The organism is Amycolatopsis sp. NPDC023774 (genome assembly GCF_040639695.1).
Lineage (GTDB): Bacteria > Actinomycetota > Actinomycetes > Mycobacteriales > Pseudonocardiaceae > Amycolatopsis.
Genome location: NZ_JBFAAJ010000001.1, coordinates 776,771 through 796,699, shown reverse-complemented (window position 1 = coordinate 796,699; position 19,929 = coordinate 776,771). Strand labels below are relative to the sequence as shown.

17 protein-coding genes are annotated in these 19,929 nt (G+C 69.8%); 10 read left to right on the top strand and 7 right to left on the bottom strand.

Translation table 11 applies throughout. From position 1 onward, the window contains the following. Window positions 1-34 precede the first annotated feature (34 nt). Both AB0F91_RS03955 and AB0F91_RS03950 read left to right on the top strand, forming a co-directional pair. Window positions 35-769, top strand: coding sequence for a maleate cis-trans isomerase (locus tag AB0F91_RS03955; protein WP_360594501.1), 735 nt, complete (start codon window positions 35-37; stop codon window positions 767-769). 3 nt (window positions 770-772) lie between these two features. Next, entirely contained in the window at window positions 773-1,468 is a 696-nt protein-coding gene (locus AB0F91_RS03950) for a GntR family transcriptional regulator (RefSeq protein WP_360594499.1), read from the top strand. Window positions 1,469-1,877: 409 nt separating this feature from the next. Here the strand turns inward: AB0F91_RS03950 and AB0F91_RS03945 are convergent, their stop codons facing one another. The 3 genes from AB0F91_RS03945 to AB0F91_RS03935 all read right to left on the bottom strand — a co-directional run bounded on the left by AB0F91_RS03945 (window position 1,878) and on the right by AB0F91_RS03935 (window position 4,951). Continuing rightward, the gene (locus AB0F91_RS03945) at window positions 1,878-2,348 is read right to left on the bottom strand and encodes a DUF4262 domain-containing protein (RefSeq protein WP_360594497.1); all 471 of its coding nucleotides are present in this window, start codon (window positions 2,346-2,348) and stop codon (window positions 1,878-1,880) included. Window positions 2,349-2,432: 84 nt separating this feature from the next. Further along, on the bottom strand, window positions 2,433-3,491 hold the full coding sequence (locus AB0F91_RS03940; RefSeq protein WP_360594496.1) for a tartrate dehydrogenase: 1,059 nt from the start codon (window positions 3,489-3,491) through the stop codon (window positions 2,433-2,435). Further along, window positions 3,488-4,951, bottom strand: coding sequence for an NAD-dependent succinate-semialdehyde dehydrogenase (locus tag AB0F91_RS03935; protein WP_360594495.1), 1,464 nt, complete (start codon window positions 4,949-4,951; stop codon window positions 3,488-3,490). Before AB0F91_RS03935 ends, AB0F91_RS03940 begins: the two co-directional genes overlap by 4 nt. Before the next feature lie 112 nt (window positions 4,952-5,063). Here AB0F91_RS03935 and AB0F91_RS03930 point away from each other — a divergent pair, with 112 nt between their 5' ends. Next, a complete protein-coding gene (locus AB0F91_RS03930) occupies window positions 5,064-6,323 on the top strand; it encodes an aminotransferase class III-fold pyridoxal phosphate-dependent enzyme (protein WP_360594493.1) in 1,260 nt (419 codons plus the stop codon). Between the two features lie 3 nt (window positions 6,324-6,326). Beyond that, window positions 6,327-6,827 (top strand): DUF3830 family protein, encoded by a 501-nt coding sequence (locus AB0F91_RS03925; RefSeq protein WP_360594492.1) that lies wholly within the window; start codon window positions 6,327-6,329, stop codon window positions 6,825-6,827. A gap of 75 nt (window positions 6,828-6,902) precedes the next feature. Here AB0F91_RS03925 and AB0F91_RS03920 read toward each other — a convergent pair whose 3' ends face one another. Continuing rightward, window positions 6,903-7,208: a winged helix-turn-helix transcriptional regulator gene (locus tag AB0F91_RS03920; RefSeq protein WP_360594490.1), complete on the bottom strand. Its 306-nt coding sequence runs from the start codon at window positions 7,206-7,208 to the stop codon at window positions 6,903-6,905. Between the two features lie 850 nt (window positions 7,209-8,058). Here AB0F91_RS03920 and AB0F91_RS03915 point away from each other — a divergent pair. Both AB0F91_RS03915 and AB0F91_RS03910 read left to right on the top strand, forming a co-directional pair. Then, window positions 8,059-9,432, top strand: a complete 1,374-nt coding sequence (locus AB0F91_RS03915; RefSeq protein ID WP_360594488.1) for an FAD-binding oxidoreductase — start codon at window positions 8,059-8,061, stop codon at window positions 9,430-9,432. 33 nt (window positions 9,433-9,465) lie between these two features. Then, entirely contained in the window at window positions 9,466-11,019 is a 1,554-nt protein-coding gene (locus tag AB0F91_RS03910; protein ID WP_360594486.1) for an acetolactate synthase large subunit, read from the top strand. A gap of 9 nt (window positions 11,020-11,028) precedes the next feature. Here the strand turns inward: AB0F91_RS03910 and AB0F91_RS03905 are convergent, their stop codons facing one another. Continuing rightward, a complete protein-coding gene (locus AB0F91_RS03905) occupies window positions 11,029-12,438 on the bottom strand; it encodes an MFS transporter (RefSeq protein WP_360594484.1) in 1,410 nt (469 codons plus the stop codon). A gap of 312 nt (window positions 12,439-12,750) precedes the next feature. On the opposite strand from AB0F91_RS03905, the gene AB0F91_RS03900 reads away from it, so the two are divergent. Together AB0F91_RS03900 and AB0F91_RS03895 are read left to right on the top strand one after the other, a co-directional pair. Beyond that, window positions 12,751-13,908 (top strand): SPFH domain-containing protein, encoded by a 1,158-nt coding sequence (locus AB0F91_RS03900; RefSeq protein ID WP_360594483.1) that lies wholly within the window; start codon window positions 12,751-12,753, stop codon window positions 13,906-13,908. Between the two features lie 34 nt (window positions 13,909-13,942). After that, complete coding sequence (locus AB0F91_RS03895; RefSeq protein ID WP_360594481.1) at window positions 13,943-15,349, top strand: hypothetical protein; 1,407 nt, start codon at window positions 13,943-13,945, stop codon at window positions 15,347-15,349. 18 nt (window positions 15,350-15,367) lie between these two features. Here the strand turns inward: AB0F91_RS03895 and AB0F91_RS03890 are convergent, their stop codons facing one another. Then, a complete protein-coding gene (locus AB0F91_RS03890; protein WP_360594480.1) occupies window positions 15,368-15,823 on the bottom strand; it encodes a DUF3761 domain-containing protein in 456 nt (151 codons plus the stop codon). Window positions 15,824-16,193: 370 nt separating this feature from the next. Here AB0F91_RS03890 and AB0F91_RS03885 point away from each other — a divergent pair, with 370 nt between their 5' ends. Together AB0F91_RS03885 and AB0F91_RS03880 are read left to right on the top strand one after the other, a co-directional pair. Continuing rightward, window positions 16,194-16,742 (top strand): dihydrofolate reductase family protein, encoded by a 549-nt coding sequence (locus tag AB0F91_RS03885; RefSeq protein ID WP_360594478.1) that lies wholly within the window; start codon window positions 16,194-16,196, stop codon window positions 16,740-16,742. A 102-nt stretch (window positions 16,743-16,844) separates the two neighbouring features. Next, complete coding sequence (locus AB0F91_RS03880) at window positions 16,845-17,078, top strand: hypothetical protein (RefSeq protein ID WP_360594476.1); 234 nt, start codon at window positions 16,845-16,847, stop codon at window positions 17,076-17,078. A 6-nt stretch (window positions 17,079-17,084) separates the two neighbouring features. On the opposite strand, the gene AB0F91_RS03875 is transcribed toward AB0F91_RS03880, so the two are convergent. Next, entirely contained in the window at window positions 17,085-19,895 is a 2,811-nt protein-coding gene (locus AB0F91_RS03875) for a hypothetical protein (protein WP_360594474.1), read from the bottom strand. Window positions 19,896-19,929 lie beyond the last annotated feature (34 nt).

The window sequence follows — 19,929 nt, the reverse complement described above, 5'->3', positions numbered from 1 at the left end:
AGATTGTCGACAATCTGCGTATCCCGGAGGTTTCGTGACCACGATCGGCTTCATCTACCCCGACCACGCGGCCGAGGACGACTACCCGCTCGCCGAGCAGCTGCTCGGCGGATCGGACGCCGACGAAGGCGACATCCGGCTGCCGGTCGAGCACATCTACGGCACCGACCTGCACGCCGTGCCCGAGCTGCTCGACCTCGGCAGCGAGGCCCGCCTCGCCGACGGCGCCACGCTGCTCGCCAAGCACGAACCCGACGCCGTGATCTGGGCCTGCACGTCCGGCAGCTTCGTGTACGGCTGGGACGGCGCGCGCGACCAGGCCGACCGCCTCTCCGCGGTGGCCGGGGTCCCGGCATCGAGCACGTCCTTCGCCTTCGTGCACGCGGCGCAGGCCCTCGGCGTGAAGCGCGTCGCGGTCGCCGCGAGCTACCCCGACGACGTCGCGCGCCTGTTCGTGGACTTCCTCGCCGCCGGCGGCGTCGAGGTGCTCACGATGGCGAGCGCGGGCATCGACACCGCCGCCGAGGTCGGCCGGCTGGAGCCCGAAGCCGTGGTTAGCCTGGCCGTGGCGAACAACCACCCCGAGGCCGACGCCGTGCTCGTGCCGGACACCGCGATGCGCACGCTCGGCGAGATCAACACCATCGAGACCGCGCTGGGCAAGCCCGTGCTCACCGCGAACCAGGTGACGATCTGGGAAGGCCTGCGGCTCACCGGCACCACGCGCCTGGTGCGTTCGCTGGGCGCGTTGTTCCGGGTGAGGGGCTGAGCCGTGGTTGTCCTGCCCGACATCGAACCCGTCAGCCGGGAGTCGACCGCCGCCGTGATCGCGCGCCAGCTGCGCGACGCGATCATGACCGGCGCGCTGCCCCCCGGCACCCAGCTCGGCGAGACCGACCTCGCCTCCCGCTTCCAGGTCTCGCGCGGCCCGCTGCGCGAGGCGATGCAGCACCTCGTCTCCGAGGGGTTGCTTCGCAGCGAGCGCCACCGCGGCCTGTTCGTGATCGACCTCGAGCCGAGCGACGTGTACGACATCTACCTCGCCCGCTCGGCCGTCGAACGCGCCGCCCTGCTGTGCGCACTGCGCGGCGACCGCGAGCGCATCGCGGCCTCGCTGCAGCAGTACGTGGCCGACATGGCCACCGCCGCGAACGACGACGACCCCACCGCGCTCTCGACCGCCGACCTCGCCTTCCACGAGGCCCTCATCAACGCCTCCGGCAGCAAACGCCTCGTGCGCATGGCCCGCACACTCCTCATCGAGACGCGCATGTGCCTGACGCTGCTGCAAAGCACCTACCAGGGCGTGGAAGACCGCGTGGACGAACACACGCGCATCATCGACGCCCTGCGCACCGGCGACGCGGACGCGGCCCTGCACCTGCTGGACGCGCACATGGAGGACGCGATCGGCCGGCTGGTGCCGGGGACGAGCCTGAAGGAAGGCGAAGCGCCCGCTCCTGCGTGACCACGCGCCGCGACCGCGTGACAACGTCGGCCGAAGACCGCGCCACACTCGCGAAGCCGTCAGCCCTGCGCAGGCCGCACCGTGCACCGCCTTCGCAGCAGCCCGCGTGCCGGCGACGGCCGCTCGGCTCGCGGGCGGGCGGGCGCCGCCCTGCCCGAGGTCCCCTGCCACCGCACGGAGAAACCGTGAGCTGCGGACATCCGCACCTGGCAATCCGCGAGCAAGCCGGCGCCACGCCCGCCGAACCATCGGCCGGCACACGCCGGACAGGGCGGCCGTCACGGCAACACGCGGGCCCGTGAAAGCAACGCGCCGGCACCGGTCGCCGCGCCACGATTCGCTTGCCGCACAGGACAACGGCAGGCCGCGATCGCGTGGCAACGCCGGCCGAAGACCCCGCCACAGTCGCTCAGTCATCGGACCGCGTCCCCAGCACCGGCTGGCCGCCGAGGCCGTCGCGGTAGGACGGGGACCACGGGAAGCGGCCGGCTTCGTCGGCGTGGACGAGTTGCAGGGCGCGGATGTCGTGGCCGTACAAGGAAACCGCGACCGACAGGTGCGCCGACGGTGCGGTGAGGGCGACGACCTCGACGGAAGGCAAGCCGTGGAAGGAAAAGATCTCGCCGGGGCGGGGTGGGCCGGAGTCGAAGGAGCGTTCGGCTGCGGCGCCCAGCAGCAGGATGGACGCGTGTGGCGGCAGGCCGGTGACCACGAGCTCCGGCAGACCGTGGGCCGTCAGGCCGACGGTGTAGGCCCAGGGCGGCCGGGGACCCGTGCCCAGCACACCCTGGACGCACCAGCCGTACTCCTGGATCCGTTCCAGGACCTCCGCCAGGTAACGCGCCCCGGGTCTACCGGCGTTCTCGCACTGCTCGCACATCGGTGCTCCCCCTCGTTCGACGAAACCGGTCCGGCGGGAGCCGGTCGGTCGAGGAGAAGTGAAGCGGGGAGCACCGACGAAAAATCAGCGGAGCGCTTCGGTCACCGCCGTGCCGAGGCGAGTTGTGGTAGCGGTGCCGCCGAGGTCGGGGGTGAGCTCGGCGCCGGCCGTGAGCACCTCGTCGACGGATGTGCGGATCGCTTGCGCGGCAACGGTTTCACCGAGGTGTTCGAGCAGCATCGCGCCCGCCAGGATCTGGGCCACCGGGTTGGCGATGCCCTGGCCGGCGATGTCCGGAGCGCTCCCGTGGACCGCTTCGAACATCGACGGGAACTCACCCGATGGGTTGATGTTTCCGGACGGTGCCATGCCCAGTCCGCCCGTGACGGCGGCCGCGAGGTCGCTCAGGATGTCGCCGAAAAGGTTCGACCCGACGACCACGTCGAGCCGGTCCGGCGCCTGAACCATGCGCGCTGCCAACGCATCCACGTGCATCTGTCCACTTTCGACGTCCGGGTACTTCGCCGCGACCTCGGCGAAGATCTCGTCCCAGAACGGCATCGAGTGGATGAGCCCGTTGGACTTCGTTGCCGAGGTCACGCGAGAAGAACGCGTACGCGCCAGCTCGAACGCGTACCGGATGATCCGTTCCACCCCGACCCGCGTGAACACGGACTCCTGCAGCACGAACTCGTCCGGCCGCCCGGAGTTGTGCCGTCCGCCGATCGCCGAGTACTCACCCTCGGAGTTCTCGCGGACGATCACCATCTCCAGCTCTTCGGCCGTCCGCCCCGAAAGCACCGATGTGGTGCCCGGCAGCAGCCGCACCGGCCGCAGGTTCACGTACTGCTGGAACGCGCGCCGCAGCGGGATCAGCAAGCCCCACAACGAAATGTGGTCCGGCACGCCGGGGAACCCGACGGCACCCAGCAGGATGCCGTCGAACGCCGCCAACTGCGCCACGCCGTCGTCCGGCATCATCGAGCCGGTCTGGGTGTAGCGCTCGCAGCTCCAGTCGAACTCGGTCCACCGCAAGGAAAAGCCATGCCGATCAGCGGCCGCGTCCAGGACCTTGCGCGCCTCGACCGTGACGTCGACGCCGATCCCGTCGCCCGGGATGCTCGCAATGCGGTACTCGCTCACAGGCTCACCGCGATGTACTTGGTCTCGAGGAACTCCTCGATGCCGACCGTGCCACCCTCACGCCCGAGCCCCGACTGCTTGATGCCGCCGAACGGCGCCGCCGGGTTCGACACGATGCCCTGGTTCAGCCCGATCATCCCGGCCTCGAGGCGCTCCGACACGCGAAGTGCCCGCTTCACGTCGTTGGTGAACACGTACGACACCAGGCCGTACTCCGTGTCGTTGGCCTTCGCGACCGCCTCGTCCTCGGTGTCGAACGGGGTGATCGGCGCGACCGGCCCGAAGATCTCCTCCGACGCCATCCGCGCGTCGACCGGCACGTCCGTGAGCACCGTGGCCTGGTAGAAGTGGCCGGGCCCGTCCACGGTCGCGCCGCCGGTGAGCACCCGCGCACCGCGGTCGGTGGCGTCCTTGACCAGCGCGGTCACCTTGTTCACGGCGGCTTCGTCGATCAGCGGGCCGACAACCACGCCCTCCTCTGTGCCACGACCCATCGCCAGCGCCTGCATGCGCTCGGTCAGCCGGCGCGAGAACTCGTCGGCCACGCCGCGCTGCACGTAGAAGCGGTTGGCCGCCGTGCACGCTTCGCCGATGTTGCGCATCTTCGCCTGCATCGCGCCTTCGACGGCGGCGTCGAGGTCCGCGTCGTCGAAGACCAGGAACGGCGCGTTGCCACCCAGCTCCATCGACGTGCGCAGCACCTTCTCCGCGCACTGCTCCAGCAGCTTGCGCCCCACCGCGGTCGACCCCGTGAACGACAGCTTGCGCGCGCGTCCGTCGCGGATCAGCGGCTCCATCACACCACCCGCGTCGGTGGTCGTGACGACGTTCAGCACCCCCTCGGGCAGCCCCGCCTCGGCGAGGATCGACGCCAGCGCGAGCATCGACAGCGGCGTCTGCGCGGCCGGCTTGATCACCATGGTGCAGCCGGCGGCGACGGCCGGGCCGATCTTGCGCGTGCCCATCGCCATCGGGAAGTTCCACGGTGTGATCAGCAGCGTCGGGCCCACGGGCTGCTTGGTGATCAGGAAGCGGCCGACGCCGTTGGGCGCCGTCGCGTACCCGCCGTCGATACGCACGGCCTCCTCGGCGAACCAACGGAAGAACTCGGCAGCGTAGGTGATCTCGCCGGCGGCCTCGGCCAGCGGCTTGCCCATCTCGAGGGTCATCAGCAGCGCCAGCTCGTCGCGGCGCTCGATCAGCTTGTCATAGGCCCGGCGAAGGATTTCGCCTCGTTCACGGGGTGCGACAGCCGCCCAGCCCGCCTGCGCCGCGACGGCCGCGTCGAGGGCCGCCATGCCGTCCTCGGCGCCCGCGTCGGCCACCTCGCACAGGGCGGTGCCGGTGGACGGGTCCTGCACCTCGAAGGTCTTCCCGCTCTTCGCGGGCACCCACTTGCCGCCGATGAAGAGTTCCTTGCCGACCGCGCCGACGACGCCGGCTTCAGTGATCGCGCTCATCCAGCTTGCTCCTCCGTGTTGTCCCGAAGCCATGCTATGGATATTGTCAACAATCGACAACCGCTCACAGTGCTTTCCGGAGCAACCTCACACCAAGAACCAGGAGCGCCGCATGGCCGAGCTTTCCCCGCTGCTCAAGCAGGCAACTCCCGTCGTGGTCGACCACGGTGAAGGGGTGTACCTCTACGACGTCGACGGGAAACGTCACCTCGACTTCACCGCGGGGATCGGCGTGACCAGTACCGGCCACTGCCACCCGCGCGTCGTCGAGACGGCGCGCGACCAGATCGGCAAGCTCATCCACGGGCAGTACACGACCGTGATGCACAAGCCGTTGCTGGAGCTCACGAAGCGCCTCGGCGAGGTGCTGCCGACGGGTCTCGACTCGCTCTTCTACGCCAACTCCGGCAGCGAAGCCGTCGAAGCCGCGCTGCGCCTCGCGCGCCAGGCGACCAAGCGCCCGAACGTGATCGTGTTCCAGGGCGGCTTCCACGGCCGCACGGTCGCGGCGGCCACCATGACCACGTCCGGCACCCGGTTCAGCACCGGCATCGGCCCGCTGATGGGCGGCGCGCACGTGGCGCCGTTTCCCTACGCCTTCCACTACGGCTGGGACGAGCAGACCGCCACGAAGTTCGCGCTGCGCGAGCTCGACTACCTGTTCCAGACCGTCTCCGCGCCGACCGAGACCGCCGCGTTCTTCGTCGAGCCGGTGCTCGGCGAGGGCGGCTACGTGCCGGCCAACAGCGAGTTCATGGCCGGCCTGCGCGAGCGCGCCGACCGCCACGGCATCGTGCTCGTGGTCGACGAGGTACAGGCCGGGTTCGGCCGCACCGGCAAGTACTGGGGTCACGACCACTTCGGCATCACGCCCGACGTCGTGCTCATCGCGAAGGGCCTCGCGAGCGGCTTCCCGCTGTCGGGCATCGCCGCTTCGCAGGAGCTGATGGCCAAGGCGTACCCGGGTTCGCAGGGCGGCACGTACGGCGGCAACGCGGTGTCGTGCGCCGCGGCGATCGCGACGCTCGACGTGATCCGCGACGAGAAGCTGGTGGAGAACGCCGCCGAACGCGGCCGCCAGCTGCTCGAAGGCGCACGGCTGATCGCGGACAAGACGCCGGCCATCGGCGACGTCCGCGGCCTCGGCCTGCTCGTGGGCACCGAGTTCACCACCGCCGACGGCGAGCCGGACGGCGCGACGGCCGCGGCCGCCCAGCAGCTGGCGTCGAAGAGCGGCCTGCTGCTGCTCACCTGCGGCGCCTACTCGAACGTGGTGCGCATGGTCCCGCCGCTCGTCGTGAACGCCGAGCAGGTCGACGACGCACTGAAGATCTGGGGCGACGTGGTCGCCTCCGTCACCGCGGGGAGCTGAGGAATGGCGCGCTACATCACGATCACGCTCGACAAGCGCGGCGTTTCCTGCCGCGCGCGGCTGCTCGACGCCGAAGCGCCGCGCACCTGCCAGGCCGTGTGGGACGCGCTGCCGCAGAGCGGCTCGGCCTACCACGCGAAGTACGCGCGCAACGAGGTCTACACGCTCGTGCCGCCCTTCGCGAACCCCAAGCCGGGCCGCGAAAACCCGACCATCACGCCGATCCCGGGCGACGTCGTGTACTTCGGGTTCGAGGCGTGGGAGATCGGCAACCCCGCCTACGGCTACGACGACGACAGTGAGGCCCACGGCGACCAGGGCGCCACGGACCTCGCGATTTTCTACGGGCGCAACAACCTCCTGATCAACGGTGACGCCGGCTGGGTGCCGGGAAACGTGTTCGCCACGATCGAAGAGGGTCTGCCCGAGATGGCGGCGGCCGCGCAGGACCTGTGGCTGCGCGGTGTCGAAGGCGAGACGCTCACGTACGCCCGCGCCGAGTAAGACCCCCGGCGAAGGCCTCCGCGTCCGGTGTCCGGACGGGCGCGGAGGCCTTCGTCGTCCCCCAGCACTCCCGGCTCAACGGGCACCGTTGACGTAGTTCTCGTACAGCGCCGTCCACGCGTCGAGGTCGGCGAGCTCGTCGGCCAGGCACCCGCCGTCTCCGGTGAGCGCGAAGCGCGTGTCCGGCGCCGGGCGCTCATCCCACGAACCGATCCCCCGGACGAGTCCCTCGGCGGCGAGCACCCGCAGCACCCGGGCGAGCCGGTGACGCGACAGCCGGGTGCGCCTGCGCAGTTCGGTGAAGCCCATCTCACCCTCGGTGAGCACGTCGATCACCTCGACAGCCTTGCGGTAGCCGGTCACGTGCACCGGTCCGGGCACGGCACACCTCCGTCGTCCGCGACGCTAAAGCGGGCGGGCACAAGGAACTCAGGCCGTTGACGAAGCTTTGACGCGGCCGCCGCGGGCGTTGACACCACGCCATCATCACCCGGGCGTGTGAACCCCCGAGACTCACCATTCGTGGCAGTACCGTCACCGGTTCGGGTAACGACGACGCCCGGTTGTCGCAACGGAAGTCTGCTACCGAGAGTGATCAACTGGACTCTCAGCTACCTACGGTGGCTGTCCGTCCACAATGGCACCCCGGCGCAGAACACGAAAGCCTTACGCGTTTATGGTGGGAAGATTCGTGACGCCCACCCCGGCCGGCGAATGGCTTTTGACACCACGGCAGAGCGGTGAAAATCTTTGTTCGCTCCTCGCGAGAGCACAACTGAACACGAATCAGAACAAGGAGCCCCTCAATGCACACGTTCATCCAGCACGCGCACCACGGCCACGACCTGATCACGGGTCTGCTCGCCCACCTGGCGCACGTGCTCGGCTGGCTTGTCTGATCTGGCGGCGAAGTTTCACCGGGGGCCGGCCTGTTGGCGCGGGCCGGTCCCCTCGGTCACCTCTTTCGGAATCACCCGCCAAGCCGTGCGCAACGGCGTGGCACGGTATTCTTTCCGGCCTTTTTCGGCGGCTCGCGGGGCGTCGCCGAAATGGTCGTTTTTTCGTTTCCAGGTGTATGGGACACGGTACCGGGCCACTGGTCGCCGCGCGGGCGCGAACGGCCTCTTCGCAACACCCCTCCCGTGAACATGAACAAGTTTCATAGCGAGCCCTCCACGCGACGTACTACGCTTCGGTAACCAGGCACCGGCGTGTGAGGGAGTGGCAGCTGATGGATACCGTCGCGGCACGGCTGGCGGACATCGTCGGCGCGGAGAACCTGCTGGTCGGCGAGGCGATCTCCGACGACTACGCCCACGACGAAGCGCTGAGCGTGCAGCAGCAGAAGCCCGCGTACGTCGCGAAGCCGCAGAGCGCCGAGGAAGTCGCGGAACTGCTGAAGGCCGCGACGGAAGCCGGGCTGCCCGTGACCGCTCGGGGCTCAGGCACCGGGCTCTCCGCGGCCGCACGGCCCGTCGAAGGCGGTTTGCTCGTGTCGTTCGAGCGGATGAACTCCGTCCTCGAAATCGACACCGAGAACCACGTCGCCGTGGTGCAGCCGGGCGTCACGCTCGCGGAGCTGGACCAGCGCACGGCGGAGGCGAACCTGACTTACCCCGTGTACCCCGGGGAGCTGAGCGCGAGCGTCGGCGGCAACGTCGGAACCAACGCGGGCGGGATGCGCGCGATCAAGTACGGCGTGACCCGCAGCAACGTCCTCGGCCTGCAGGCCGTGCTGCCCACCGGCGAGATCATCCGCACGGGCGGGCGCACGTCGAAGATCTCCACGGGTTACGACCTCACGCAGCTGATCGTCGGCTCGGAGGGCACGCTCGCGCTCGCCACCGAGGTCACGGTGAAGCTGCACCCGCGGCTGCCCCACGGCGCCACGGTGCTCGCGCCGTTCGACGACTTCGATCAGGTGATGGCCGCAGTGCCGAAGATCGTGACGAGCGGGCTCGCGCCGCACATCCTCGAGTACATCGACAACCTCACGATGGCCGCGATCGTCTACAACGAGAAGCTCGAGCTCGGTGTCCCCGACGCGATCCGCGACAAGGTGCAGGCGTATCTGGTGGTGGCGCTGGAAAACCGCGACACCGGCCGGCTGGGCGAGGACGTCGAGACGCTTGGCGAGCTGCTGGGCGAACTCGGCGCGATCGACGTGTACGTGCTCGAAGGCGGCTCCGCGCGCAAGCTCATCGAGGCGCGGGAAAAGGCGTTCTGGTCGGCCAAGTCCGCGGGCGCCGACGACGTGATCGACGTCGTGGTACCGCGCTCGTCGATGTCGCCCTTCCTCACCAAGGCACGGGAGCTGGCGCAGACCGCGGGCGCCGGCGCGATCGGCTGCGGCCACGCCGGCGACGGCAACGTCCACCTCGCGATCTTCTGCAAGGACCCCGAGGTGCGCACGAAACTGCTCACCGACATCTTCACCTGCGCCATGGACCTCGGCGGCGCGATCTCCGGCGAGCACGGCCTCGGCCGCACGAAAACCAAGTACCACAAGGAACTCGAAGACCCGGCGAAGCTCGAGCTGCTGCGGCGGATCAAGCAGGGGTTCGACCCCGCCGGCATCCTCAACCCCGGTGTCCTCTTCGGCTGAATTCCCCGGACGTCCACCCAGAAAGTGAGCAGCATGAACGGCGCCCAGTCCCTGATCCGCACCCTCGTCGACGCGGGGGTGGAGGTCTGCTTCTCGAACCCCGGCACGTCGGAGATGCACTTCGTCGCCGCGCTCGACTCCGTGCCGGAGATGCGCGGGGTGCTCGGGCTGTTCGAGGGCGTGGTGACCGGTGCGGCCGACGGCTACGCGCGCATCGCCGAGAAGCCCGCCGCGACCCTGCTGCACCTCGGCCCCGGGCTCGGCAACGGGCTCGCGAACCTGCACAACGCGCGCCGCGCGCACACGCCGGTGGTCAACGTCGTCGGTGACCACGCGACCTACCACAAGCAGTACGACGCGCCGCTCGAGTCGGACATCGAGGCGCTCGCGGGTTCGCTCGAAGGCTGGGTACGCCGGGCTTCGCACACGAAGGACGTCGGTGCCGACGCGGCTGCGGCCGTCGCGGCTTCGCAGGACGCGCCCGGCCGGGTGGCCACGCTGATCCTGCCCGCCGACGCGTCGTGGGGCGAAGGCGGCGAGACGTGCGCGCCGATCCCGCCGCGCGCGCCGCAGGCGGTGGACGCGACGACGGTGAAGAACATCGCCGAGGTGCTGCGGAGCGGTGAATCGGTGGCGCTGCTCATCGGTGGTCCCGCCTGCCGTGAGGCCGGGCTGCTGGCCACCAGCCGTATCGCCGCCGCTACGGGCGCGAAGGCACTGGTCGAGACCTTCCCCGCGCGCCTCGAACGCGGTGCGGGCCTGCCGAACATCGAGCGGCTCGGGTACCTGTCGGAGCAGGCGATGTACCAGCTCGACGGCGTGAAGCACCTGATCGTGGCCGGTACGCGGGCGCCGGTGTCGTTCTTCGCCTACCCCGGCAAGCCGAGCGTCCTCGTGCCCGAGGGCGCGAAGGTCCACGTGCTGGCCGAGGTCGGGCAGGACGTGGCGACCGCGCTGCGCGACCTCGCCGCGCTCGTCGCCGCCGACGTCGAGCCGGTGCTGCAGGAGGCTTCGCGTCCGGCGTTGCCGAGCGGACCGCTGACGGCGCAGAACTGGGTCGAGGTGATCGGCGCGCTGCTGCCGGAGCAGGCGATCATCGCCGACGAGGCCAACACGTCCGGCCTGCTGCTGCCCGGCGCCACGGCGGGCGCCCCGCGCCACGACGTGCTGACGCTGACCGGCGGCGCGATCGGTTACGGCATGCCGGTGGCCACGGGCGCCGCGATCGCCGCGCCGGCACGTCCGGTGATCAATCTCCAGTCCGACGGCAGCGCGATGTACACGATCTCCGCGCTGTGGACGCAAGCGCGCGAGAACCTCGACGTCACCACGGTCATCCTCAACAACCACGCGTACGCGATCCTGCGCATGGAGCTGCAGCGCGTGGGCGCGGCGTCGGACGGGCCCAAGGCCAAGGAACTGCTCGACCTCAGCCGGCCCGATATGGACTTCGCGAAGATGGCCGAGGGCATGGGCGTGCCCGCCACGCGCGCGACCACGGCGGAGGAGCTGGCCGAGCAGTTCAGCCGCGCGCTCGCGGAGCCGGGGCCGCACCTGATCGATGCCGCGGTGGCGCCGCTGCTCTAGGCCACCTTCCTAGACAGCTGCCGGTTCGGGAGCGGCCGTCTTCGCGCGGACGCGGGGCACGAGGGCCGTGAGGCCAAGCCCGACCACCGCGGCGACGGCCGCCACTGCGAACGTCGTGCGGAAGCCCGTGAGCGAAGGGACTGTCAGCGCTCCGACGGTGATGGTCAGGTTGGCGAGCAGGGTGGCCATCACCGCACTGGACGTGGAGGTGCCGACCGACCGCATGAGGGAGTTGAGGCCGTTGGCGGAAGCCGTTTCCGTCACCGGCACCGAACCCATGATGAGCGCGGGCATCGCGGCGTAGGCGATGCCGACGCCCGCGCCGATGATCACGGACGCGGTGATGAGCTCGACGACGTTGTCCATCAGCAGGATCGCGAAGACGTAACCGAGGGCGATCACGACGGATCCGGTCATCAAGGTGACGCGCGCACCGTAGCGGTTGGTCAGGCGCGCGGAGACGGGTGACAGCGCCATCATGACCAGGCCGTTGGGCGCGAGGCAGAGGCCGGCCTGGACCATGGTCTGGCCGAGTCCGTAGCCGGTCGCCGACGGTGCCTGCAGCAACTGCGGGAACGACAAAGCCATGGCGTACATGGAAAACCCGACGAGGATCGACGCCAGGTTCGTGAACAGCACCGGCCGTCGCGCCGACACGCGCAAGTCGACGAGCGGGTCACGGCGGCGCAGTTGGTACCAGCCCCACGCGAGCAGCACCACGACGGCCGCGGCCGCAGTGGCGAGCGTGCCGGCGCTCCCCCAGCCCCATTCGCCGCCCTTGACGATCGGCAGCAGCAGGCAGGTCAGGCCGACGACCAGGCCGAACGCCCCGAGATAGTCGAACGGCGCGGGCGTGCGCACGGGCGATTCGCCGACGTAGCGCAGGATCAGCGCCGCACACACCACACCGAGCGCGGCGGCACTCCAGAACAACACGTGCCAATCGGCGTTCTGCGCCACAACGGCCGCCAGCGGCAGGCCGATCGCACCGCCGACGCCCAGCGTCGCACTCATCAACGCGACCGCGCCGCTCACGCGCTCGGCCGGCAGCTCGTCGCGCATGATGCTGATCCCCAGCGGGATCACGCCCATCGCGCAGCCCTGCAACCCGCGGCCGACGACCATCAGCGCCAGCGAGCTCGTCAGCGCCGAGATCGTCGAGCCGGCGACCAGCACGGCCAGGCTCGCGAGCAGCACGCGTCGCTTGCCGTACAGGTCCCCGAGCCGCCCCGCGACGGGCGTGATGATCGCCCCCGCCAGCAACGTCACCGTGACGACCCACGACGCGTCGGTCGCGGATGCGTTGAGCAGCTTCGGAAACGCCGGGATCAGCGGCACGACCAACGTCTGCATGAACGACGCGACCAGCCCGCACGACGCGAGCACCACGACGATCGCCCGCCCACCTGCCTGAGCCACTTCCGACCCCCGGTTTTATCCGTACGTGATACCGGAACGCACCGTACCGGTTGTCGGGACCATTGCGGGAGTTTCGTGATCGAAGCGACTTACCGGACGTTGTCGGCCGTCGGTGGGGTGGTCGCCGAAGCGCCCCAATGTGGCGTTCGGTGCGTTGAGCGCAACCAACGCCGCATTGGGCCGCGGCGGCCGCTCGGCCGCTGTCACGGTCGGTGCCTTCGGTGGTTCCGGCCACGTCCGAACGGGGCGCGCGGTACGGTGTCGACGGGCCGGGGAGTGCCCGCAACCGACCGAGGCGACGGGGGCCAGTGCGTGGGGATTTTCGACAAGATCCGCGGCGAGTTCATCGACATCATCGAGTGGACCGACGACAGTCGTGACACGATCGTGTGGCGCTTCCCGCGCTACGACAACGAGATCAAGATGGGCGCCAAGCTCACCGTCCGCGAATCGCAGGCCGCGGTCTTCGTCAACGAGGGCCAGGTCGCCGATGCCTACGCGCCGGGCCTGCACACGCTGCAGACGCAGAACATGCCCATCCTGTCCACCCTCAAGGGCTGGAAGTACGGGTTCAACTCGCCGTTCAAGGCCGAGGTGTACTTCGTCAACACCCGGCAGTTCACCGACCTCAAGTGGGGCACGCAGAACCCGATCATCCTGCGCGACCCGGAGTTCGGCATGGTCCGGCTCCGGGCGTTCGGCGGGTACGCGGTGCGCGTCGTCGAGCCGGTCGCGCTGCTCAAGGAGCTCGCGGGCACCGACCCGCAGTTCCGCACCGAGGAGGTCTCCGAGTACCTCCGGCAGATGATCATCGGCAAGCTCGGCCCCGCCATCGCCGCGGCCAAGGTGCCGATGCTCGACCTGGTCACCCAGCAGGACCGGATCGGCGGCGCGATCGCCAATGCGCTCAACCTCGAACTGCACGCCAACGGCATCGAGATCTCGAAGTTCATCATCGAGAACATCTCGGTCCCGCCCGAGGTCGAGGCCGCGATGGACAAGCGGACCCAGATGGGCGTGGTCGGTGATCTCGACCAGTACACGAAGTTCCAATCCGCCAACGCGATCGAAGCGGCCGCGAACAATCAGGGCGGCGCGGGTGAAGGCCTGGGCATCGGCCTCGGCATGGCGCTCGGCCAGCGGGCCGCGGGGCCACAGGGCGCGCCGCAGCAGTACCAACAGCCGCAGTACCAGCAGCAGCCGCAGTACCAACAGCAGCCGTCATCCGCGCCGACGCCGCAGATGCCGCCGCCGCTGCCGCAGTCCGAGCAGTGGTTCGTCGGGGCGAACGGTCAGCAGCTCGGCCCGTTCGACCGGAGCCAGCTCGGGCAGCAGGTCTCGTCGGGCACGCTGACCCGGGAGACGCTCGTGTGGAAGTCCGGAATGCCGCAATGGACGCCGGCCTCACAGGTGCCGGAGGTCTCGCCGCTGTTCGGCGCGACCCCGCCGCCGCTGCCGCCGCAGTCCTGAGCCGTCCCGACTCGTCCCGCGGAGGGGAGCCGCCATGACCAACCCGAACTACCCGCACCACGGCCCGATGCCGAGCGGGCCGATGCCCGGCGGGCCGATGCCGGGGGCACCCGTGCCCGGCGGACCCATGCCTGGCGGTACGTTGCCCGGCGGCGGCCCGATGCCGAGCGGACCCATGCGCGGCGGGCCGATGCCGGGGCCACCCATGCCGGGCGGACCCATTCCCGGCGGCCCGATGCCGGGCGCACCCGTGCCCGGCGGTCCCCCGCAGTCCGGTCCGCCAGCCGCGTTCGCGCCGGCGAACACGGCCGCGACCACCTACCCGTGCGGCGGCTGTGGCGCCCGCTTGGAGTTCGCGCCGGGGTCGACCTCGATGCAGTGCCCGTATTGCGGGTTCCGCCAGGAGATCACGGCGGGCGACCGGCAGATCCGCGAGATCTCGTTCGCCGACCTGACCGATCTGGCCCGTAAACCAGTTGCCACGATCGGCCAGTACGTCTTCAAGTGCCAGCGCTGCGGCGCCACCACCGAGACGAACGAAACAGCCAGTCTGTGCCAGTTCTGCGGTGCCCCCTTGGTGATCGACGCGCACGCGTCCGGGCAGCTCGTACCCGAAGGTGTGCTGCCGTTCCAGTTCGACAAGGGCGCGGTGAGCACGCACCTGAAGAAATGGACGAACTCGCGCTGGTTCGCGCCGAACGCGCTGAAGAAAGTCGGCACGGCCGAGTCCACCAAGAGCACCTACATCCCGCACTGGACCTACGATTCGCAGACGGACACCGTCTACTCCGGACAGCGCGGCGAGCACTACTGGGTCACCGAGACCTACTACGACAACGGGCAGCAAAAGACCCGCCGGGTGCGGCACACGCGCTGGTATCCGGCGGGCGGCCGGGTAGCCCGGTTCTTCGACGACGTGCTGGTGCCGGGCAGCACCCAGCTGCCGCCGAAGGAACTCGACCGGCTCGCGCCGTGGCCGTTGGAGCAGGCCGAGCCGTACCAGCCGCAGTTCCTCGCCGGGCACTTCGCGCTGCGCTACGACATCGAGGCCGAAGCCGGCTTCGAAGAAGCGAAGCGCCGCATGACACCGGTCATCGAGGACGATTGCCGCCACGACATCGGCGGCGACGAACAGCGCGTGCAGTCGATGAACACGCAGCACCGGGACGTCACCTTCAAACTGATGCTGCTCCCGGTCTGGGTCGCCACCTATGTCTACGCCGGCAAGAACTGGCGGATCCTCGTCAACGGCCGCACCGGCGAAGTGCAGGGCGAACGGCCCTACAGCAAGGCGAAGATCGCCATCGCCGCCCTCATCGCGCTGATCGTCATTGCCGCGATCGTCTACTTCGTCGCGATCCGCGGCCACAGCAGTGGCTCGTCGCATTCGTCGACCACCCATTCGACCAGCCACCACACCACGGGCACGCACCACCATTGACGCGGTCGCGCCGGGAACTCAGCTCGCGGGGCGGTTGATCCAGGTGAGCACGCCGCCGTGGCCGGAGCAGGTGCCGGAGCGGTGCTGGCTGTAGCTGTAGCTGCCGTCCTTGCACTTGGCGGTCGCACCGGCGGAGCTGGACGACGGGCGGTGGACGCAGGCGCCTGAGGAGTTGCGGTAGTAGTCCGCACCGCAGGCGGCCGGCGTGGTTTTCGGCGCAGCGGCCGTGGTTTTCGGAGCCGTTACCTTGGACGTGGTGGTTTCTGATGCGACATAGGTAGGCGTCGAAATGGTCGAAGCGGACGATTCGGTCGTCGGCGTCGCGGATGTCGTCGCCGGCGACGTGGCCGTGGTCGGCAGCAAAGCCGTGGTGACCGGCGGGACCACACCGCCGCTTCCGGCCGGGGCGGGTGCCGCGCCGCAGCCGGCAACCAGCAGTCCGGCGGCCAGAACCAAACCCAGTTTACGCAACACCTTGCGCCTCCTCGAAAAAAGACCGTGCGCCGCCTTGTCGAGGAATGCCCGCGAAGCGTTACATTTGTGAACAAATACACAGAATGGTGCCGAATCCGTTTCCGGGCAACGAAATTGTGCGGCACCAGATCACCGCAGCACCGCGTAGCCGCCGACCTAGCCGGCGGCTGCGCGGGCGTGCCGCGAACTGCCGGTACGCCCCGTTCTGGAGGGTAACCCGCGGGGCCCGGTCACTGCCGCCCGCGGAGAGCGTGAACGTCGCAGCCGCGCATCGGGCCGGGTCTTCGGCTTGGTCCGGTGGATGCTGAGCCGATGAGTTTTCGGGTGGCCGGCAGTCAGTACGGGCACACCGAAACGAACGGAGACGCCCATGGGTAACGTGCGCTGGCACCTCATGATGTCGCTCGACGGCTTCGCGGCCGGCCCCGGCCACTCGATGGACTGGATGTCGGGCACCAAAGTCGCCCCCGCCACCCACCACGACGCCATGTCCACCCTCGGCGCCGTCCTGGGCGGCCGCCGCGGCTACGACGCCCTCGCTCAGCGCTTCCCCGGCAAAGCGAGCCGCCAGCCCTACGGCGGCGAGTGGACCGGCCCGGTGTTCGTGCTGACCCACCATCCCGAAGACGCGGTCCCGGACGCCGGCATCACGTTCCTCGACTGCGATTTGACCGAGGCCGTCGAGATCGGCCTGGCCGCCGCGAAGGGCAAGGACCTGGAGATCCACAGCCAGGACATCGCGCGCCAATGCCTGCAGCTCGGTCTGATCGACGAGTTCCGCGTCCACCTGGCCCCCGTGATGCTCGGCTCGGGCGTGCGCCTGTTCGACAGCCCGGGCACAGCGCCGATCCGCTGGGCCCGTGTCCACGACGGTGATCCGGCGCTGGCGGTGGATCTTCGGTACCGCCCGGTGAGGTGAGCCGGCCGCTGTGGAGTCCGCCGGCCAGGCGTCTGGGCGGTGCCGGCCAGTCGCATCCGTCGTGTCGGATTGGGTTCGCTGGATCACCAAGATCGCCTGTCGGTGGTCGCGGGATTCGGCGGCGTGGCGCTGCTCGCGGTCGGCTACCGCAAGCAGGCGGTGACCGAAGACGAGCATCAACTAGCCCTCGGGAAGGACGAACGGGAGACCGTCCAGCGCAGTTTGTCCGAGGCCGACCGCTCCACGTTCTGGTTCGCGCAGTTCGACGCGGACGCCGAACTCCGCGGTGGCACCACGTTGCCCGAAACCCACATCCGCTACCGGCCGTCGCGATGAGAACCCTCAGGAATCCGCCGGACACCACGCATCCGACGTGTGTCCCGCCGCCATCCCGCAGAAGCCCTGCAACCCCCGCACCACCTCGCCGCCTTCGACGCGCAGCACCGACACCGGCTTGGCTTCCGGGACGTGCCGGCCGATGTCGCCGCCGTAGTCGATGGTGCCGGTGACGCCTTCGATGTATTTGTTCGTCTGGTGGTCGTCGGGGTGGGAGGTGTGGATGGCGGTGATCTCGCGCCACACCGCGCCCGGCGTCACGGGGATGTCGGCGGAAGTCTCGCGCAGGTAGGCAGTGGCCGTGATCATCACCAGCGCGGCGTCGTAGGACAACGCGGCGTGGCCGTCGAAGGAACGGCCGCGTTCGGTCTGCTCGAACGGGAACAGCGTGCGGTCCAGCGTGGTGTAGAAGTCGCGCGCCAGGCCTTGCGGGTCGGTCGCCGGTTCGCTGGCGAAGGACAGGTAGTAGTACGGCAGCGCGCGGTTCTGCTCGCGCGCGACCTGGTCTGCGACATAACGGGACACGTCGTCGTCGCCGAGGATCGTGGCGGTGCTGCCGCATTGGGCGGCGCCGGTGGCGAAGTCGCCGAAGTCCGGGACGCCGCGGCCGGCGAAGAGGACGAAACCGTTGTAGGAGCACGTGTCCCGGCCGGCCGCGGCGGCGTTGCCGACGAGACGTTCGCCATAGCGGTCGTGCGACGAAGGCGCCTGCTGGCCGCCGTCCGGCGTGAAGGCCCGGGCCTCGACCGAAAAACCCTGGTCCGTGAACGACTTCATGACGTCGTCGCGCAGGTTGGTGCTGTAGGTGTCGGAATCGTCGTCCGAGTAGTAGACGCGCAAGAACCGCGGGCCCGGTCGTGTGGCAGCGAAAGCCGCGGCCACCGCGGCCTCGCGACGGTTCTGCGGCGCCACCTGGAAGTACACCGGGTTCTGGTCGGCGAGCCCGTCGGCCGACAGGGTCGAAGCCACCACCGGCAGGCCGGCGTCGCCGAGGGCGCGGATGGTCTGCTGCGTCGGCAGGCTGCTCATGTCCAGCCCCACCACGCCGACGACGCTGTGGTCCTGCTCGGCCATCCGGCTCAGCTGCCGCGCGACGGCTACGCCCTGCCGCATCCCGAGCCCGCCGTTCGCCACGAGCACGCGCACGATCGGCTCGGCCGTCGCCGTGGCCGTGAGCTGCCGAAGCTGCGCGACCGCGACGCCTTCCAGGGACTCGCGTTCCGCAGTGAGACCTTCGGGCGTGCCGTTGGACGACGTCAGTGCTTCGAGGTCCACGAGCGTGATGTACGGCCGTTCCGGGTGCGCCTCGTGCAGCTCGGCCGCGCGCCGGTTCTGGTCCGTGATCACGGAAAGCACCTGCCGGATCGTGTCGTCGGCGGGCTGGAACACCGTGAAGGAGCCGTCGGAGATCCCCACGCACTCGGTGCCCGTCCACGTGAGCCACTCGCTCGTTGTGCCGCAGTGACTGGTGCGGAAGTCCTCATACCGCACCGCGACGACACTCGCCACGAGCGCGACGATCACCAGCGGCACCCCCAGCCGCATCCACCGCGTCGCCCACCACGGCGGACGGGCCTGACGACGGCGCAGCACATAAGTGTCCCCCAGCGACTGCAAGTGCTTGCGCGCTCTGCCCTGCTGCTCGGGCGTGCCGGGGTCGAGGCCGATCGGCAGGTACCACGCGGCGGCGTCCCGGGCGCGGCGGTCGCGGAGCAGCTCGTGCTGCCACGAGCGGTACGCGTCGCCCGCGTCCGCTGCGGTCCACCGTGGACGGCCCTGGCTCGGGCGGTTCTCCGGCGGCGGTGCGTCGCTCGTGCTGACCACCAGCAACGGGTCGAACAGGCCCGTCTGGTTGCGCACGTCGTTGATGAGCTCCAGCAGCCGGTAGCCGCCGTTGGTGGTGGTGACGTGGTCGAGCAGCAGCACCGGGTACGTCATCCGCCGGCGCCGGAAGAACTGCAGCCGGTAGCCGCGGCGCAGGTCCTCGAGGAACGCATTGACCAGCAGCCGCGCGACGAACTCCGGCGACTCCTGCTGCCACTCGCCGTCGGTGAGGCGCACCGCGAAGCGCACGAAGCTGCCCGACATCTCCGGCGCGAGGTGCGGCTGGCGCAAGAACCAGCGGTACCGCCCGGAAAGCAGCGGCACGCGACCGGTGACGGCCAGCCGGAAGGTCGCCATCGTCAGCAACCGCAGCACCAGCAACGGGTACTTCCACGCGTCGTTGGACGGCACCAGCTCCTTGCCCACGTTCTCGATCGCCGAACGGAACCGCACGAGCAGGCCGTTGTCCTGCAGCTTGCGCAGCAATGTCCGCTCCGGCGGATCCGAGGCGGGCAGCTTCTCGGCCATCAGCTGCACGACGAGCGTGAACAGCCCGAACCGCAACCCCGAGCCCCGCGAACGCGGGCTGCGCAGCAGTTCGGTGCGCGCCTCCCACAGGATGTCGCGGATCGCGTGGACGCTCGCCTCGGTCGCGGCGCCTTCGGTGTCGGTCTCCTCGCGCTGGTCGAGCGGGAGGTACGCGTAGCGCACGCCGCCGCTGGGCCGCGCCGTGCCCAGCCGCCGCTTGAACTCGTCGAGCACGCCGACACCCGAATCCGCCCGCACCAGGCAGACCATCGGCAAACCCTTGCGGCCCGCGCGTTCCTGCTGGTAGCCGGGTTCCCACTCGACGTTCGCCGAGTGCAACGACCGCGGCAGATCCCCCATCCGCGGCCGTTGGTACAGCGCGCCGACCAGCTTCACCAGCTTGTCGGACCCCGCGAAGGCGAGCGGGTCACGCTCCTCGGTGGGCGTTGTCGTGGTCTGGTCCATGAACCAGTTTCACATGCGAGGAGCGGGAGGTCGC